The sequence below is a fragment of the Amycolatopsis solani genome (assembly GCF_033441515.1).
In the GTDB taxonomy this organism is placed as follows: domain Bacteria; phylum Actinomycetota; class Actinomycetes; order Mycobacteriales; family Pseudonocardiaceae; genus Amycolatopsis; species Amycolatopsis solani.
This window is the reverse complement of record NZ_JAWQJT010000001.1, coordinates 2,989,075-3,003,629: the sequence shown is the minus strand read 5'-3', so window position 1 is coordinate 3,003,629 and position 14,555 is coordinate 2,989,075. Positions and strand designations below refer to the sequence as shown.

The 14,555-nt window shown below is 72.8% G+C and carries 19 protein-coding genes; 8 read left to right on the top strand and 11 right to left on the bottom strand.

Going from position 1 to position 14,555, the window contains the following annotated elements; genetic code table 11:
* Positions 1-15: 15 nt before the first annotated feature.
* Genes SD460_RS14810 through SD460_RS14800 form a run of 3 tightly spaced genes read right to left on the bottom strand, consistent with a single transcriptional unit; the run spans position 16 to position 2,266 of the window.
* A complete protein-coding gene (locus tag SD460_RS14810; RefSeq protein ID WP_290053621.1) occupies positions 16-783 on the bottom strand; it encodes an MBL fold metallo-hydrolase in 768 nt (255 codons plus the stop codon).
* Positions 784-812: 29 nt separating this feature from the next.
* A complete protein-coding gene (gene murI / locus SD460_RS14805; protein ID WP_318306249.1) occupies positions 813-1,619 on the bottom strand; it encodes a glutamate racemase in 807 nt (268 codons plus the stop codon).
* Positions 1,616-2,266: a rhomboid family intramembrane serine protease gene (locus SD460_RS14800; RefSeq protein ID WP_290053625.1), complete on the bottom strand. Its 651-nt coding sequence runs from the start codon at positions 2,264-2,266 to the stop codon at positions 1,616-1,618. The genes murI and SD460_RS14800 overlap by 4 nt, the downstream gene beginning before the upstream one ends.
* A 92-nt stretch (positions 2,267-2,358) precedes the next feature.
* Here SD460_RS14800 and SD460_RS14795 point away from each other — a divergent pair, with 92 nt between their 5' ends.
* Positions 2,359-2,904, top strand: coding sequence for an arylamine N-acetyltransferase family protein (locus tag SD460_RS14795; RefSeq protein ID WP_318306248.1), 546 nt, complete (start codon positions 2,359-2,361; stop codon positions 2,902-2,904).
* Complete coding sequence (locus SD460_RS14790) at positions 2,901-3,209, top strand: arylamine N-acetyltransferase family protein (protein ID WP_318306247.1); 309 nt, start codon at positions 2,901-2,903, stop codon at positions 3,207-3,209. Before SD460_RS14795 ends, SD460_RS14790 begins: the two co-directional genes overlap by 4 nt.
* On the opposite strand, the gene SD460_RS14785 is transcribed toward SD460_RS14790, so the two are convergent.
* Positions 3,167-3,883, bottom strand: coding sequence for an aspartate/glutamate racemase family protein (locus SD460_RS14785; RefSeq protein WP_290053628.1), 717 nt, complete (start codon positions 3,881-3,883; stop codon positions 3,167-3,169). The genes SD460_RS14790 and SD460_RS14785 overlap by 43 nt on opposite strands.
* A gap of 9 nt (positions 3,884-3,892) precedes the next feature.
* On the opposite strand from SD460_RS14785, the gene SD460_RS14780 reads away from it, so the two are divergent.
* Positions 3,893-4,720: an MBL fold metallo-hydrolase gene (locus tag SD460_RS14780; RefSeq protein ID WP_290053630.1), complete on the top strand. Its 828-nt coding sequence runs from the start codon at positions 3,893-3,895 to the stop codon at positions 4,718-4,720.
* A 1-nt stretch (position 4,721) separates the two neighbouring features.
* On the opposite strand, the gene SD460_RS14775 is transcribed toward SD460_RS14780, so the two are convergent.
* The 6 genes from SD460_RS14775 to clpS form a co-directional block, all read right to left on the bottom strand.
* The gene (locus tag SD460_RS14775; protein WP_290053632.1) at positions 4,722-5,672 is read right to left on the bottom strand and encodes a PLP-dependent cysteine synthase family protein; all 951 of its coding nucleotides are present in this window, start codon (positions 5,670-5,672) and stop codon (positions 4,722-4,724) included.
* A gap of 3 nt (positions 5,673-5,675) precedes the next feature.
* Positions 5,676-5,948 (bottom strand): MoaD/ThiS family protein, encoded by a 273-nt coding sequence (locus SD460_RS14770; protein ID WP_086679767.1) that lies wholly within the window; start codon positions 5,946-5,948, stop codon positions 5,676-5,678.
* A 63-nt stretch (positions 5,949-6,011) separates the two neighbouring features.
* Positions 6,012-6,419, bottom strand: coding sequence for a M67 family metallopeptidase (locus tag SD460_RS14765; RefSeq protein WP_290053640.1), 408 nt, complete (start codon positions 6,417-6,419; stop codon positions 6,012-6,014).
* A 71-nt stretch (positions 6,420-6,490) separates the two neighbouring features.
* The gene (locus tag SD460_RS14760) at positions 6,491-7,471 is read right to left on the bottom strand and encodes a P1 family peptidase (RefSeq protein WP_290053642.1); all 981 of its coding nucleotides are present in this window, start codon (positions 7,469-7,471) and stop codon (positions 6,491-6,493) included.
* Positions 7,468-8,025 (bottom strand): DUF2017 domain-containing protein, encoded by a 558-nt coding sequence (locus tag SD460_RS14755; RefSeq protein ID WP_125313000.1) that lies wholly within the window; start codon positions 8,023-8,025, stop codon positions 7,468-7,470. The genes SD460_RS14760 and SD460_RS14755 overlap by 4 nt, the downstream gene beginning before the upstream one ends.
* Positions 8,022-8,321, bottom strand: coding sequence for an ATP-dependent Clp protease adapter ClpS (clpS, locus tag SD460_RS14750; RefSeq protein WP_247019249.1), 300 nt, complete (start codon positions 8,319-8,321; stop codon positions 8,022-8,024). Before clpS ends, SD460_RS14755 begins: the two co-directional genes overlap by 4 nt.
* Before the next feature lie 74 nt (positions 8,322-8,395).
* Here clpS and SD460_RS14745 point away from each other — a divergent pair, with 74 nt between their 5' ends.
* Genes SD460_RS14745 through SD460_RS14735 form a run of 3 tightly spaced genes read left to right on the top strand, consistent with a single transcriptional unit; the run spans position 8,396 to position 10,929 of the window.
* Positions 8,396-9,697: a nicotinate phosphoribosyltransferase gene (locus SD460_RS14745; protein ID WP_318306246.1), complete on the top strand. Its 1,302-nt coding sequence runs from the start codon at positions 8,396-8,398 to the stop codon at positions 9,695-9,697.
* 12 nt (positions 9,698-9,709) lie between these two features.
* Positions 9,710-10,288 carry an isochorismatase family protein gene (locus tag SD460_RS14740; RefSeq protein WP_247019244.1) on the top strand — a complete coding sequence of 193 codons (579 nt, stop codon included), beginning with the start codon at positions 9,710-9,712 and terminating at the stop codon, positions 10,286-10,288.
* Entirely contained in the window at positions 10,285-10,929 is a 645-nt protein-coding gene (locus tag SD460_RS14735) for a bifunctional 4-hydroxy-2-oxoglutarate aldolase/2-dehydro-3-deoxy-phosphogluconate aldolase (protein ID WP_318306245.1), read from the top strand. Before SD460_RS14740 ends, SD460_RS14735 begins: the two co-directional genes overlap by 4 nt.
* A 70-nt stretch (positions 10,930-10,999) precedes the next feature.
* Here SD460_RS14735 and SD460_RS14730 read toward each other — a convergent pair whose 3' ends face one another.
* Positions 11,000-11,617, bottom strand: a complete 618-nt coding sequence (locus SD460_RS14730) for a choice-of-anchor P family protein (protein WP_318306563.1) — start codon at positions 11,615-11,617, stop codon at positions 11,000-11,002.
* Between the two features lie 208 nt (positions 11,618-11,825).
* Between SD460_RS14730 and SD460_RS14725 the strand changes: the two genes are divergently transcribed.
* On the top strand, positions 11,826-12,413 hold the full coding sequence (locus SD460_RS14725; RefSeq protein ID WP_290053655.1) for a biotin transporter BioY: 588 nt from the start codon (positions 11,826-11,828) through the stop codon (positions 12,411-12,413).
* Positions 12,414-12,494: 81 nt separating this feature from the next.
* Complete coding sequence (locus tag SD460_RS14720) at positions 12,495-14,546, top strand: ATP-dependent DNA helicase (RefSeq protein WP_290053658.1); 2,052 nt, start codon at positions 12,495-12,497, stop codon at positions 14,544-14,546.
* Positions 14,547-14,555: the final 9 nt, after the last annotated feature.

The following is a 14,555-nucleotide window of genomic DNA, read 5'->3' as shown; positions in this document are numbered from 1 at the left end:
TCTAGGACCGGCCGTTCACACGTCGTAGACGGCACCCTGCTTGACGACCTCGGCCCCGGCGAACTCGGCCGACGCCTCCGCGAGAACCGCGCCGGCGTCGGTCCACGGCGCGATGTGCGTCAGCAGCAGCCGGCCGACACCGGCGTCGCGCGCCAGCTCGCCCGCCTGCTTGCCGGACAGGTGCACACCCGGCGGCCGCTCCGCCGAATCCGTCCAGGACGCCTCCGCGAGCAGCAGGTCGACGCCGTCGGCGAGCTCGTTCAGCGCCGCGCACGGCCCGGTGTCGCCGGTGAACGCCAGTATCCGGCCGCCGTAGGAGATCCGGAGGCCGTACGCGGGAGTCGGGTGGTCGACCTCGACCGCGACGACGTCGAACGGCCCGATCCGGAACGGCTCCGCCCGCAGCGGCCGGAAGGCGTAGACGTCCGAGAGGTCCGTGACGGCCCGCTCGGTCTCGTTCGGCGCGTACGCGTTGGCCAGCCGGGTGGGCGCGTCCGGCGGGGCGTACAGCGGCAGCAGGCGCGGCCGCGCCGGGTACGGCGGCGCCGGGTGGTAGCGCCGGAGGACGGTGAGCGCGCTGACGTCGGCGCAGTGGTCGGGGTGCAGGTGCGTGAGCACGAGCGCGTCGAGGTCGAACGGGTCGGCCACGGCCTGCAGCTGCGCCAGCGTGCCGTTCCCGAGTTCGAGGCCGAGCAGGAAGCCCTCGGCCTCGACCAGGTAACCGGACGCGGCCGCGTTCGGCCCGGGGATGCTGCCGGAGCACCCGAGGATGGTCAGTCGCACTTCGACACCCTAAGCGTCCGCCGCGTTGATCACGCGGTGGTGGGAGCGAGGACACCCGGGGCGAAGCCCATGAACCGCTGGGCGAGCCGCGCGAACGGCTCGGCCGAGCCGGTGGCCACGAACTCGTGCTGCGGCGGGGTGTCCCGGGTGGTCAGCAGGTCGAGTTCGGTGAGCACGCGGACGAGGTCCTTCGCGGTCTCCTCGGCACTGCTCACCAGGGTCACCTCCTGGCCCATCACGATCTGCAGCACGCCCTGCAGGAGCGGGTAGTGCGTGCAGCCGAGCACGAGCGTGTCGACCTGCGCGTCGAGCAGCGGCTGCAGGTAGCCCTCCGCGAGCCCGAGCACCTGGCGGCCGGAGGTGATGCCGCGCTCGACGAAGTCCACGAACCGCGGGCAGGCGACGCTGGTGAGCGTGATGGCCGGCGCCGCGGCGAACGCGTCCTCGTAGGCCCTCGACCGCACGGTGCCCTCGGTGCCGATGACGCCGACGCGCCCGGTGTGCGTCGCGACGACGGCCCGGCGCGCGGCGGGCAGCACGACCTCGATCACCGGGACGTCGTAGCGCTCGCGGGCGTCGCGCAGGCAGGCCGCGGACGCCGTGTTGCAGGCGATCACCAAGGCTTTCACGCCGCTCTCGACGAGTTCGTCGAGCGCCGCTAGGGCGTAGCTGCGCGCGGTGGCGATCGGGAGCGGGCCGTACGGGTTGTGCGCCGTATCGCCGACGTAGCGGAGCTGCTCGGCGGGGAGCTGCTCGAGGATCGCCCTCGCGACCGTGAGCCCGCCGACGCCGGAATCGAACACGCCGACCGGGGCATCAGCGGGCGGAGACGTCACACCTCGAGGTTACCCGGCGCGGCCGGGACGGCTTTGCGCGACCGGCGGGTGGTCAGCCACGCCGCGAGGACGCCGGCGAGCGCGCCGAAGACGTGGCCCTGCCAGGAGACGCCGGTGTTGCCCGGCAGCAGCCCGGCCAGCATGCCGCTCCAGACGCCGAGCAGGACGACGGCGACGAGGATCTGCCCGGCGGCGCGGTTGAAGATGCCGCGGACCAGCAGGTAGGCGAGCCAGCCGAAGGCCAGCCCGGACGCGCCGACGGTGACCGCGTTCGCCGGCCCGGTCAGCCACACGCCGAGCCCGGACACCACCCAGATGATGGCCGTGACCAGCGCGAACCGGCCGATTCCCGCGGCCATCGCGAGGAAGGAGAACAGCAGCACGGGCACGGTGTTCGCGAACAGGTGCGACCAGCCGGCGTGCAGCACCGGCGCGAAGAGCACACCGTCCAGCCCGGACAGCTCGCGGGAATGGATGCCGCCCTGGTCGAGGTCGCCGGGCAAGATCACGTCCACCAGCTCGACCAGGTAGAGCAGGAGGGTGAACGACAGCGCGACGAGCGCGGCCGCCTTCGGTCGCGGCGGCAGCACGCGCTTGGCGGCATCCGTTGCGGCGTGGGTGTCCGGGGCGGGGATCGGTGTGCTCACGGTTCGAGGCTACGTCCGGGTCCGGCGCCCGCGCCTCGGGTGAAATCCCTGATCCGGCGGTTTTGTCGGTGCCCGCCGCTAGCGTGGCCGGCATGGACGTCACCGGTTACCTCGCGCGGCTCGGCCTCGGTCCCGAGCCGCCGAGCCTCGCCGCGCTGCGGCGGCTGCACGCGGCGCACGTCGAACGCGTGCCCTACGAAGCGCTCGAGGTCCAGCTCGGGCGGCCGGCCCCGCTCGACCCGCCGGCTTCGCTGGCGCGGATCCTGCGGGGCCGCGGCGGGTACTGCTACCACCTCAACGGCGCTTTTTCGGCGTTGCTGCGCGCGCTCGGCTACCAGGTGACGCGGCACATCGGCGGGGTGCAGAGCAGCGCGGCGGACGCGCCGAACATCGACCGGAACCACCTGGCGCTGACCGTCGCCGGGCTGCCGGACGCGCCGGGCGCGGAGTTCCTGGCCGACACCGGGCTCGGCGACGGCCCGCACGAGCCGCTCCCCCTCCGGGAAGGCACCTACGTGCAGGGCCCGCACACCTACCGGCTGCGGCCGTCCGAGTGGCGCCGGGCGGCTGGCGGTTCGAGCACGACCCCTCCGGCAGCTTCACCGGCATGGATTTCGCGCCCGGAGTCGCGGAGATGACCGACTTCGCGGAGAAACACGCGTGGCTGTCGAGCGCCCCGGAGTCCGGGTTCGTGCGGGTCTGCGTGGTGCAGCGGCGGGACGAGGCGGGCGTCGACACCCTGCGCGCGCTGACGCTGAACCGCCACGGCGCCAAGGAGCTGATCGAGTCACCCGCGGACTGGTGGGCGGCCGCCGGTGACGTGTTCGGCATCCGGTCGTCGCTGTTCACGGCGGAGGAGCGCGAGCGGCTGTGGCGGCAGTGCGCCGCCCAGCACGAGGCTCACGCCGGCGGCACGGGCAGCGAGGTGGTGCCCAGCGCGTAGTCCACCGCCGCCTCGGCGTGCAGGCGGGTCGTGGGGAAGGCCGGCACCGGGGAGTCCTCCGGCCCGACCAGCAGCTCGATCTCCGTGCAGCCGTAGATCACGCCTTCGGCACCGGCCTCGACGAGCCGCGCGATCACCCCGCGGTAGGCCTCTCGGGAGGCGGGTTCGACGACGCCGAGCACGAGCTCGTCGTAGATCACCCGGTGCACGAGGTCGCGGTCTTCGGCGGGCGGCACAAGCACGTCGAGGCCGTGCGCGGCGAGGCGGTCGCGGTAGAAGGACTGTCCCATGGTGAACGCGGTGCCGAGCAGGCCGACCCGGCGGATCCCGGCGGCCCGCACGGCCGCGGCGGTGGCGTCACCGAGGTGCAGCAGCGGGATGCCGAGGCCCTCTTCGACCTGGTCGGCGACCTTGTGCATGGTGTTGGTGCAGAGCACGACGACGTCGGCACCGGCCGCTTCGAGGGCTTTGGCGGCGCGGTTCAGCTCGGCGCCGGCGTCGTCCCAGCGGCCGTCGGCCTGCATGCGCTCGATCTCGGCGAAGTCGACCGAGTAGAGCACGGTGCGCGCCGAGTGGAACCCGCCGAGGACGTCCTTCACCCGTTCGTTGACGAGCCGGTAGTACTGGGCGGAAGATTCCCAGCTCATCCCGCCGAGCAGCCCGATGACCTTCATAGTGACAGCATGCCCGAACTGCGCACGGCGTTCGCCGGGGTCTCGAACGTCCTGGTCACCGACGGCGGATCGGCCGTGCTGGTCGACGGCTTCTTCTCACGCCCGTCACCGCTGAAGCTGGCGACGCGGGTGGCCCCGGACCGCGACCGGATCGACGAGGCCCTGCGCCGGCTGGGCATCACGGCACTGGACGCCGTCCTGGTCGCGCACTCGCACGTCGACCACGCCCTGGACGCGCCGGTGGTCGCGAAGCTGACCGGCGCCACGCTGGCCGGGTCGGCCTCGACGCGCAAGATCCAGGAGGGCTACGACCTGGCGGCCGAGCCGTTCGAGGAGCTGGTGCCGGGTACGCCGGTGAAGTTCGGCGCGTTCACCGTGACGCCCGTCGACGCCCGCCACAGCGACGGCGACCGCGTGCCCGGCGAGATCACCGAGCCGGTCCGGCTGCCGGCGAAGACGAAGGCGTTCAAGACCGGGCGGTGCTACTCGTTCCACATCGCCCACGCGGCGGGCACCGTGCTGGTCCACGCGTCGGCGAACTTCGTGCCCGGCGCGCTCGACGGCTACGCGGCGGACGTCGTCTACCTCGGCATCGGCGCGGCGGGGAAGCAGACCGAGGACTGGCGAGAGGAGTACTGGCGGGAGACCGTCGGCGCGGTCGGCGCCCGGACCGTCCGGCCGGTGCACTGGGACGCCTTCTGGCGGCCGCTGAACAAGCCGCTCAAGCTCCTGCCGAAGGTCTTCGACGACCTGGGCACGACGATGGCCACGTTCGAGCGGCTGGCCGAGGCCGACGGGGTCGGCCTCGCCCTGCCCGAACTCTGGAAAGCGGAGTAGCTCAGGCCCAGAGCTGGCCGTCGAGCCGCTCCGCCGCTTCGTCCAGCGAACCGGCGTACGCACCCGTCGACAGGTACTTCCACCCGGCGTCGGCGACGACGAAAGCGACGTCGGCCGTCTCGCCGCGAGCCGCGGCCTTCTCGGCGACGGCCAGCGCCGCGTGCAGCACCGCGCCCGTCGAGATGCCCGCGAAGATGCCTTCGTGCTCCAGCAGCTCACGCGTGCGGCGGAGCGCGTCGTACGCGCCGACCGAGTACCGGCCGTTCAGGACGCTGGGGTCGTACAGCTCGGGCACGAACCCCTCGTCCAGGTTGCGCAGGCCGTACACCAGCTCGCCGTAGCGCGGCTCGGCCGCGATGATCTGGACGTCCGGCTTCGCCTCGTGCAGGTACCGCCCGCAGCCGACGAGCGTGCCGGTCGTGCCGAGGCCGCCGACGAAGTGCGTCAGCGTCGGCAGGTCCTTGAGCAGCTCCGGGCCGGTGCCGCGGTAGTGCGCGTCGGCGTTGGCCGGGTTGCCGTACTGGTAGAGCATCACCCATTCCGGGTTGGCCTCGGCCAGTTCCTTCGCCCGCCGGACGGCCTCGTTCGAGCCGCCCGCGGCGGGCGAGAAGACGATCCGCGCGCCGTAGGCCTGCAGCAGCTGCTTGCGCTCGGTCGAGGTGTTCTCCGGCATGACGCAGACCAGCCCGTAGCCCTTGAGCTTGGCGGCCATGGCCAGCGCGATGCCGGTGTTGCCCGACGTCGGCTCCAGGATCGTGGAGCCGCGCCGGAGCTTGCCCTCGCGCTCGGCGGCCTCGATCATGGCCAGCGCGGGGCGGTCCTTGATCGAGCCGGTCGGGTTGCGGTCCTCCAGCTTCGCCCAGAGGCGCACGTCGTGCGTCGGCGAGAGCCGGGGCAGCCCGACCAGCGGGGTGCCGCCGAGCGCGTCGAGCAGGGACTCGAAGCGAGCCATCGATCAGCCACCGGCCACGGCGGGCAGGATGGTCAGGGTGTCGCCGTCCTTGACCTCGGCCTCGAGCCCGCCGGCGAAGCGCACGTCCTCGTCGTTGACGTAGACGTTGATGAAGCGGTGCAGCTTCTCCTCCTTGACCAGGCGGCCCTTGATGCCGGCGTGGCGGGACTCGACGTCGTCGATGACCTCGAGCACGGTCGCGCCCTTCGCCTCGACGGACTTCTCGCCGCCGGTGTGGGTGCGCAGGATCGTCGGGATGGAGACGGTCACGGCCATGGGTTCTTACCTCCGGTGGTTTCCTAGACGCAGACGCACTCGGCGCGCGCTTTGTTCCGGTCGTCAGTCGATGATCTCGACCGGCTCCTCGGTGATCTCGGCGTCCACGATCCGGTACGACCGGAACTCGTGCACTTCGGGGTCGCGGGTGGAGACGAGCACGTAGTGCGCGCCGGGCTCGGCCGCGATGTTCGCGTCGGTCCGCGACGGGTACGCCTCGGTCGCGGTGTGCGAGTGGTAGATGACCACCGGCGCTTCGTCGTTCGCGTCCAGCTCGCGGTAGAGCTTCAGCAGGTCGGCGGAGTCGAATTCGTAGAACGTCGGCGAGCGGGCCGCGTTCAGCATGGGGATGAACCGCTCGGGCGAATCCGAGCCTTCGGGCCCGGCGATCACCCCGCACGCCTCGTCGGGGTGGTCACGGCGGGCGTGGGCGACGATCTCGTCGACGAGTTCACGGCGAATCCGGAGCACATCGACATCTTAGGTCGTGGACACAAGCGATCCATATCCTGAGATGCTGTGCTCAGGAGCACAGCGGCGACTCAGCCGAACGCCTCCGGCCACACGTCCCGGTAAGCCGGCACCCCGCCCGCGGTCGTCGCCGCCAGCAGGCCGTGCACCATCGCCCGGGCGAACACCCGCGCCGCCGCCGAGCACAGCGCGTCCAGCGCCACCGGGCGGGCCGCCGCGCCGAACGGGCCGCTCGCCTCCGGGAGCTCGCGCTCGCCCGTGGCCAGCGCGAACACCGTGTCGCCGTCGAACATCGTGTGGGCCGGGCGCACCGCGCGCGCCAGCCCGTCCTGGGCCGCGACCGCGATCCGCCGCGCCTCCGCCTTCGAAAGCGCCGCGTCGACCGCGACCACGCCGATCGTCGTGTTCAGGTCGGTCCGGCGAGACGGCAGCGAGGCGGCCCGTGAAGGCCACGTCACGCCGAAGTCGCCGTGGTCGGCCGCGTACGCCCGGCCGGTCGAGAGGTCGACGGCCTCGCCGGCCGCGTTGACCGCCGCCAGCGCCCCGACGGTGAACCCGTCGACGACCTCGCTCGCCGAGCCGATCCCGCCCTTCAGCGACCCCACGGCCGCTCCGGCGCCGGCCCCGACCGTTCCCTCGGCGAACGAAGGGGCGGCCGCGTCGCAGGCCGCGTACCCGAAGGACGCGTCCGGCCGGTTGCCCCACTCGCTGCGCGGCAGGTCGAACAGCACCGCCGCGGGCACGATCGGCACCACCTCGTGCGGCTGCGCGCCGACCGGGAAGCCCAGGTTCCGCTCCGACAGCCACCGCATCACGCCGTCAGCCGCGGCCAGGCCGTACGCCGACCCGCCCGACAGGCACACCGCGTTGACCCGCTGGACCAGGTTCTCCGGCTCGAGCAGGTTCGTCTCCCGCGTGCCGGGCGCGCCCCCGCGCTGGTCGACGGCCCCGACCGCGCCGCCGGGGACGAGCACCACCGTCGTCCCGGTGGCCCAGCCGTCACCAACGCGTTCGTGGTGCCCGACCAGCACGCCGGGGACGTCGGTGATCATCCCGTGAGCGCCTGGATCAGCGTCTCCTGCACCCAGGTCAGCCAGTGGTAGACGCCGAGGTGCGGCGCCCGCGGGTCGTCCTCGGGCAGCTCGTCGGGCATGTCCTCGGTGACGTCGAGCGCGGTGCCCAGCGCCAGCCGGACGTCGTTGAGCGCGCCCAGCCAGGCGTCGGCCTGCTCCTCGGTGAGCCGGACGTGGCCGCCGTCGCGGGGCAGCGTGTCGAGCACGATCTTCGCCACGCCGACCTTGATGTCCAGCAGCTCCGGCTCGTGCAGCGACCGCATCGCCGACGCCGAGTCGAGGTCCTCGCGGGTCGGGTTGTCCGGGTCGAGCTTGTGGAAGTCGGGGAGCAGCCGCGAGAGCACCGGGTCGTCCGGGGACTCGGTGGGCCCGGTCCGGATGCCGGTCAGCTCGGCGAGCTCGTCCTGCGGCGCCTCCTCGGCGCGCGCGGTGAGCATGTCTTCGAGCTGGCTGACCAGTCCGCGCAGGACGGCGGCCTCCTGCTGCTCGAACCCGGCGTGGATGACCGCGCCCTTGCGCCGCCAGCCGTTCACGACGTCTGCTCCATGGTGGCCCAGAGACCGGCCGCGTGGAGCTTCGCCACGTCCGTCTCCACCTTCTCCTTGCTGCCGGACGACACGATCGCCTTGCCCTTCTGGTGCACGTCGAGCATCAGCTTGGTGGCGTGGTCGCGGCTGTAGCCGAACAGCTTCTGGAAGACGTACGTCACGTACGACATCAGGTTCACCGGGTCGTTCCAGACCACGGTCCGCCAGGGGGTGTCCGACTCGGCTACTTCCGCACCGGCCGGCTCGACCTGCGTCTGTTCGGATGCGACAGGCGTGGACATGCACCCCATGGTGTCACGGGGGTCACGGGGTACGCCGCGCCAGGTCCGGCCATGTGGGTGAATAGGCTGACCCCATGGGTTCACCGGAGCCGGCCACGACCAGCACTGCGCTGCTCACCGACCACTACGAGCTGACCATGCTGGGCAGCGCGCTCGCCGACGCGACGGCGGACCGCCCCTGCGTGTTCGAGGTGTTCGCCCGGCGCCTGCCGGACGGGCGCCGCTACGGCGTCGTCGCGGGCACCGCGCGCGTGCTCGACGCCATCGCGGACTTCCGCTTCACCGACGCCGAACTGGCGCAGCTGGAGGCGACCGCGGTCGTCGACGACGCGACGCTGTCCTGGCTCGCCGACTACGAGTTCTCGGGTGACCTCGACGGGTACGCCGAGGGCGAGCTGTACTTCCCCGGCTCGCCGATCCTGACCGTCACCGGCTCGTTCGCCGAGTGCGTGCTGCTGGAGACGCTGGTGCTGTCGATCCTCAACCACGACAGCGCGATCGCGTCGGCGGCGGCCCGGATGTCCGGCGCCGCGCACGGCCGCCCGATCATCGAGATGGGCGGCCGCCGGACGCACGAGTACGCGGCGGTCGCGGCCGCGCGCGCCGCCTACCTGGCCGGCTTCGCGACGACGTCCAACCTCGAAGCGGGCCGCCGCTACGGCATCCCGACGCGGGGCACCGTCGCGCACGCCTTCATGCTGCTGCACGACAGCGAGGAGGCGGCCTTCCGCGCGCAGGTCGAGAAGATGGGCGCGGACACGACGCTGCTGGTCGACACCTACGACATCACCGCCGGCATCGAGACGGCGGTCCGCGTCGCCGGGCCGGAGCTCGGCGCGATCCGGATCGACTCCGGCGACGTCGGCCCGCTCGCCCGCCGGGCCCGCGAGCAGCTGGACTCCCTCGGCGCGAAGGACACCCGGATCGTCGTCTCCGGTGACCTCGACGAACACGCCATCGCGGCGCTGCGCGCCGAGCCGGTGGACGCGTACGGCGTCGGCACCTCGGTGGTCACCGGGTCCGGCGCGCCGACCGCCGGCATGGTCTACAAGCTGGTCGAGGTGGACGGCAAGCCGGTCGCCAAGCGCAGTGCCCACAAGGAGTCGCGCGGCGGCCGGAAGTCCGCGCTGCGGCGCCACCGCGGCACCGGCACGGCGGTCGAGGAGGTCGTCTGGACCACGGCGGGCACGGCGCCCGCCGCGGAGCCCAACGACCGGCCGCTACAGCTGCCGCTGATCCGTGCTGGCCGTCCGGTGCCGGATCTGCCTACGCTCGACGACGCCAGGCAACGGCTGCGCCGCGGCCTGGTCAGCCTGCCGTGGGAGGGCCTGAAGCTCTCGCACGGCGAGCCCGCAATCCCGACGCTGTTTCTCTGAAGGAGCCCGACCATGGGGACCGCGCTGATCGTGGTGGACGTGCAGAACGACTTCTGCGAGGGGGGTTCGCTCGGCCTGCCGGGCGGAGCCGCCGCGGCCGCCGGCATCTCGAAGCAGGCCGCCGAGGGCGGGTACAGCCACGTCGTGGCCACCCGGGACAACCACATCGACCCGGGCGACCACTTCAGCGAGACGCCCGACTTCAAGGACAGCTGGCCGGTGCACTGCGTCGCCGGCACGCCGGGGGCGTCGTTCCACGCCGCGCTCGACGTCGTCCCGATCGGCGAGGTGTTCTCGAAGGGCGAGTACAGCGCCGCGTACTCGGGCTTCGAGGGCGCGGCCCGCGACGGGAAGTCGCTGGAGGCCTGGCTGCGCGAGCACGACGTCACCGACGTCGACGTCGTCGGCATCGCGACGGACTTCTGCGTCCGCGCGACGGCGCTCGACGCGGCGAAGGCGGGCTTCGGCGTGCGGGTGCTGCTGGACCTGACGGTCGGCGGCTCGCAGCCGACGGTCGACGCGACGTTGAAGGACTTCGACGAAGCCGGCGTCTCCTACACGGGCACCGCCGCCGTGCCGCCGGCTTCGTGAAGGACCTGCGGGCCGCGCTGGCGGAACACCGGCTCGTCGCGATCCTGCGCGCCTCGGACGCGTCGCGGTTCGCCGACGCGGCGATGGTGCTGCACGCGGCGGGCGTCCGCCTGCTCGAAGCGACCCTGACGACGCCGGGCGCGCCGGCGGCGATCACCGCGCTGCGCCTGGCCCTCGGCGAGGACGCGCTGATCGGCGCGGGCAGCGTCCGCGAACCGTCCGATGTGGACATCGCGGTCGACGCCGGCGCCGCGTACCTGATCACCCCGACGGTCAACCCGGCGGTGCTGGAGCGCGCGGCGGAGCTGGACACGCCGGTGGTCTGCGGCGCGCTGACGCCGACCGAGATCGACCAGGCCTGGCGCCTCGGCGCGGCCGCGGTGAAGGTGTTCCCGATCGCGGCCGTCGGCGGCGTCGCGTACCTGCGCGCGGTCCGCGCCCCGCTGCCGGACGTCCCGCTGGTCCCGACCGGCGGCGTCCACCTGGCCGACGTCGAGGCCTACCTGCGCTCGGGCGCGATCGCGATCGCGGCGGCGACCCCGCTGCTGGGGGACGCCCTGTCCGCCGGCGGCAGCCTCCCGGACCTGGCCACCCGCGCGGGCGAGTTCGTCGCGGCCGCCGCCCGCTTCACCACGCCCTGAGGCGCCACTTTCCCTATGAAAGCTGCGCTTTGCGGCGCAAAGCGGCACTTTCATAGGGAAAGTTCCGCCGTCACTTCTTGCCGAACGGGGCGCAGGCGGCCGTGCCCAGGTAGATGTCCCCGCTCGCCGGGCCGCCCTGCGGGAACAGCCGGATGTGCACCGCGTGCGTCACCAGGCTGCCGTCCGGCGGCTGCGGCGTCACGGTCTCGTTGAGCACCACCGTCGCCAGCGCGGTCCCCGCGGCACCGCCGGGGATGACGATCCGGTGGTTCGGCGGGATCTGCTCGGGCACGGTGATCCCCTGCACGGCGCCGATCGACACCTCGCCGCCGCTGCCGTTCTCGCTCGTCGCGCACTTCGCCGAGAAGGTGCGCACGGTGATCACCGGGCCGCCGTAGCGCTTGAGCACGGTGGCCGAGAACCGGTGCCCCGACGCCTGCGCGACCGCGACGGCCCCCGAGCGCCCGCAGCCGGACTCGCCCATCCCGAACGCGGCGACGTCGCCCGTCGCACCACCCTGCGTCTGCGCGCTGTACGGCCCGTCGGCGGTGCATTTCGCCAGCTCGCCGGTGACGACGTGCTCGTTGTCGATCGTCACGTCCAGCGATCCCGAAGACGCCCATCCGGTGGACGTCCCGGGGGCCGCGGCGGCCAGGAGCGGCACGCTCAACGTCGTCACGGCCAGCAACCGGAATGTCCTCTTCCTGGCGTTTCGCATGCACCGGCCTCCTCGGTTTCGTGACAGGTCGTAGTTACCCACTACGTCATCGGCAGCCCGGCCGCCGTCCCTGATCGGGTCCACCCGGACGAGTGGCCGGTGAGGAACGCAACTTCGCGGGTTTTGCGGCGGTAACGAGCGTTAACCTCGATCGACTTTGCTCACCCAGGGAGGTTTCGTGTCTTCGCTGTCCTTCGCCGGCAAGCGGCCCGTGCTGGCCGACCTCGTCCCCGGCTCGCTCGTCCGGGACATCGCGCTGGTCGCCGGCGGTGCCGTGCTCACCGGCGCCGCCGCGCAGCTGACCATCCCGGTGCCGGGCAGCCCGGTGCCGATGACCGGCCAGACGTTCGCCGCGCTGCTCGTCGGCGCGTCGCTCGGCATGTCGCGCGGTGCCGCGTCGATGCTGGTGTACCTGCTCGTCGGCGCCGTGGGCGTGCCGTGGTTCCAGCACGGCACCGCGGGCCTGTCCGGCGCGAGCGCCGGCTACATCGTGGGCTTCGTCTTCGCCGGCGCGCTCGTGGGCGCCCTCGCCGGCCGCGGCGGCGACCGGACGGCGGTGCGCACCGCGGGCACCATGGTGCTCGGCAACCTCGTGATCTACGCGTTCGGCGTGCCGTGGCTGATGGCGTCGACCGGCTTCGACCTCTCGACGGCGTTCGCCAAGGGCGTCACGCCGTTCCTGGTCGGCGACGCGATCAAGATCGTCGTGGCGGCGGGTCTGCTGCCGCTCACCTGGAAGCTCGTCTCGGGCCGCGAGCAGGACTGACGCCGTCGGTGATCCGGCGCGAACGGCCCGTTCGCGACGGATCACCGATCCTGTCGGTCCCGGCGGCTAATGTGTGTCGCTGTGCCCGCTCGAACTGATTTCCCCGGCGTCCTCGAACTCCTCACCCACGCGGTGGAGTCCGTCGGGGGTGCCGAGCGCCCAGGGCAGGTCGAAATGGCGGACGCCGTCGGCCGCGCGATCCGCACCGGCGAGCACCTGGCCGTGCAGGCGGGCACCGGCACCGGCAAGTCGCTGGCGTACCTCGTGCCCGCGATCCGCCACGCCGTCCAGAAGGAAGCCACGGTCGTCGTGTCCACGGCGACGATCGCGCTGCAGCGCCAGCTGGTCGACCGCGACCTGCCACGCCTGGCGAAGGCGCTGAAGAAGCCGCTGGGCCGCGAACCGACCTTCGCCATCCTCAAGGGCCGCCGCAACTACATGTGCCTGCACCGGCTGGATTCCGGCGCGCCGGACGAGCCGGAGGACGCGCAGCTCTTCGACCCGTTCGCGGTGTCGAGGCTGGGCAAGGAGGTCACGCGGCTGCGGGAGTGGGCGTCGGACACCGAAACCGGCGACCGCGACGAGCTCGTCCCCGGCGTCACGGACCAGGCGTGGCGCCAGGTTTCCGTGACGGCGAAGGAATGTCTCGGCGCTTCGCGCTGCCCGATCGGCACGGACTGCTTCGCCGAGAAGGCCCGCGCCGAGGCCGGCCGCGCCGACGTCATCGTCACCAACCACGCGCTGCTGGCGATCGACGCCCTGCAGGGCTACCAGGTGCTGCCGGACCACGACGTGGTGATCATCGACGAGGCCCACGAACTGGTCGACCGCGTCACCTCGGTCGCCACCGGCGAGCTGACCAGCGCGATGTGCGCGTCGGCCGCCCGCCGCTGCGGCAAGCTCATCGACGCCGACGTCGCCGACGGCCTCCTGGAGGCCGGTGACGGGCTGGCCCTGATCATCGACGACCTGCCCGCGGGCCGGATGGACGAGCTGCCGCAGCCGCTGAAGGGCGCGATCCCGGCGATCCGCGACGCCGCGCACCGGTGCATCACGGCGCTGGGCTCGGATCGCAAGGAGGACGTCGAGGGCGCGACCGCGCGCAAGCTGGCGCGCTCGCTGCTCGACGAGGTGCACGACACCGCCGTCCGGCTGCTGGAGGCGTTCGACGACGACCAGGCGCACCAGCGCGACGTCGTCTGGCTGTCCGGCGACAAGTTCTCGTCGAACCCGCGCCCGCCGGCGTTGAAGGTGGCGCCGCTCGGCGTCGCCGGCCTGCTGCGCGAGCGCGTGTTCAACCAGCACACGACGATCCTGACCTCGGCGACGCTCACCCTCGGCGGCACGTTCGACACCATGGCGCGCCAATGGGGTCTCCCGCCGGCCGCGGCGCGCGTCGAGCAGGCACCCGGAGCCGCGACGGAGAAGGAAGCGCCGTCGGACGCCGGCACCGGCCCCAAGTGGCTCGGGCTGGACGTCGGCTCGCCGTTCGACCACAAGCGCAACGGCATCCTCTACCTGGCCAAGCACCTGCCGCCGCCGGGCCGCGACGGGCTTGCGTCGTCCACAATGGACGAACTGGCCGAGCTGATCGAGGCCGCGGGCGGGCGCACGCTGGGCTTGTTCTCGTCGATGCGGGCGGCCAAGCAGGCCACCGAGGAGATGCGCGGACGGCTCGACTTCCCGATCCTCTGCCAGGGCGAGGATTCGACGTCGCTGCTGGTCCAGAAGTTCTCCGAGGACGTCCGCACGTGCCTGTTCGGCACGCTCAGCCTGTGGCAGGGCGTGGACGTGCCGGGGCCGTCGCTGCAGCTCGTGGTGGTCGACCGGATCCCGTTCCCGCGCCCGGACGACCCGGTGTCATCGGCCCGCCAGCGCGCTGTGGAAGCCCGCGGCGGCAACGGGTTCCTCACCGTCGCGGCCACGCACGCGGCGCTGCTGCTGGCACAGGGCACCGGGCGGCTGCACCGTTCGGTCACCGACCGCGGGGTGGTCGCGGTGCTGGATTCGCGGCTGGCGAACGCCCGCTACGGCGGATTCCTCCGTGCGTCGCTGCCGCCGTTCTGGCCGACGATGGACCCGAAGGTGGTGCGCGAAGCGCTGCGCCGGCTCGACGCAGCCGCGCCCGCGTGACGCGGTCCA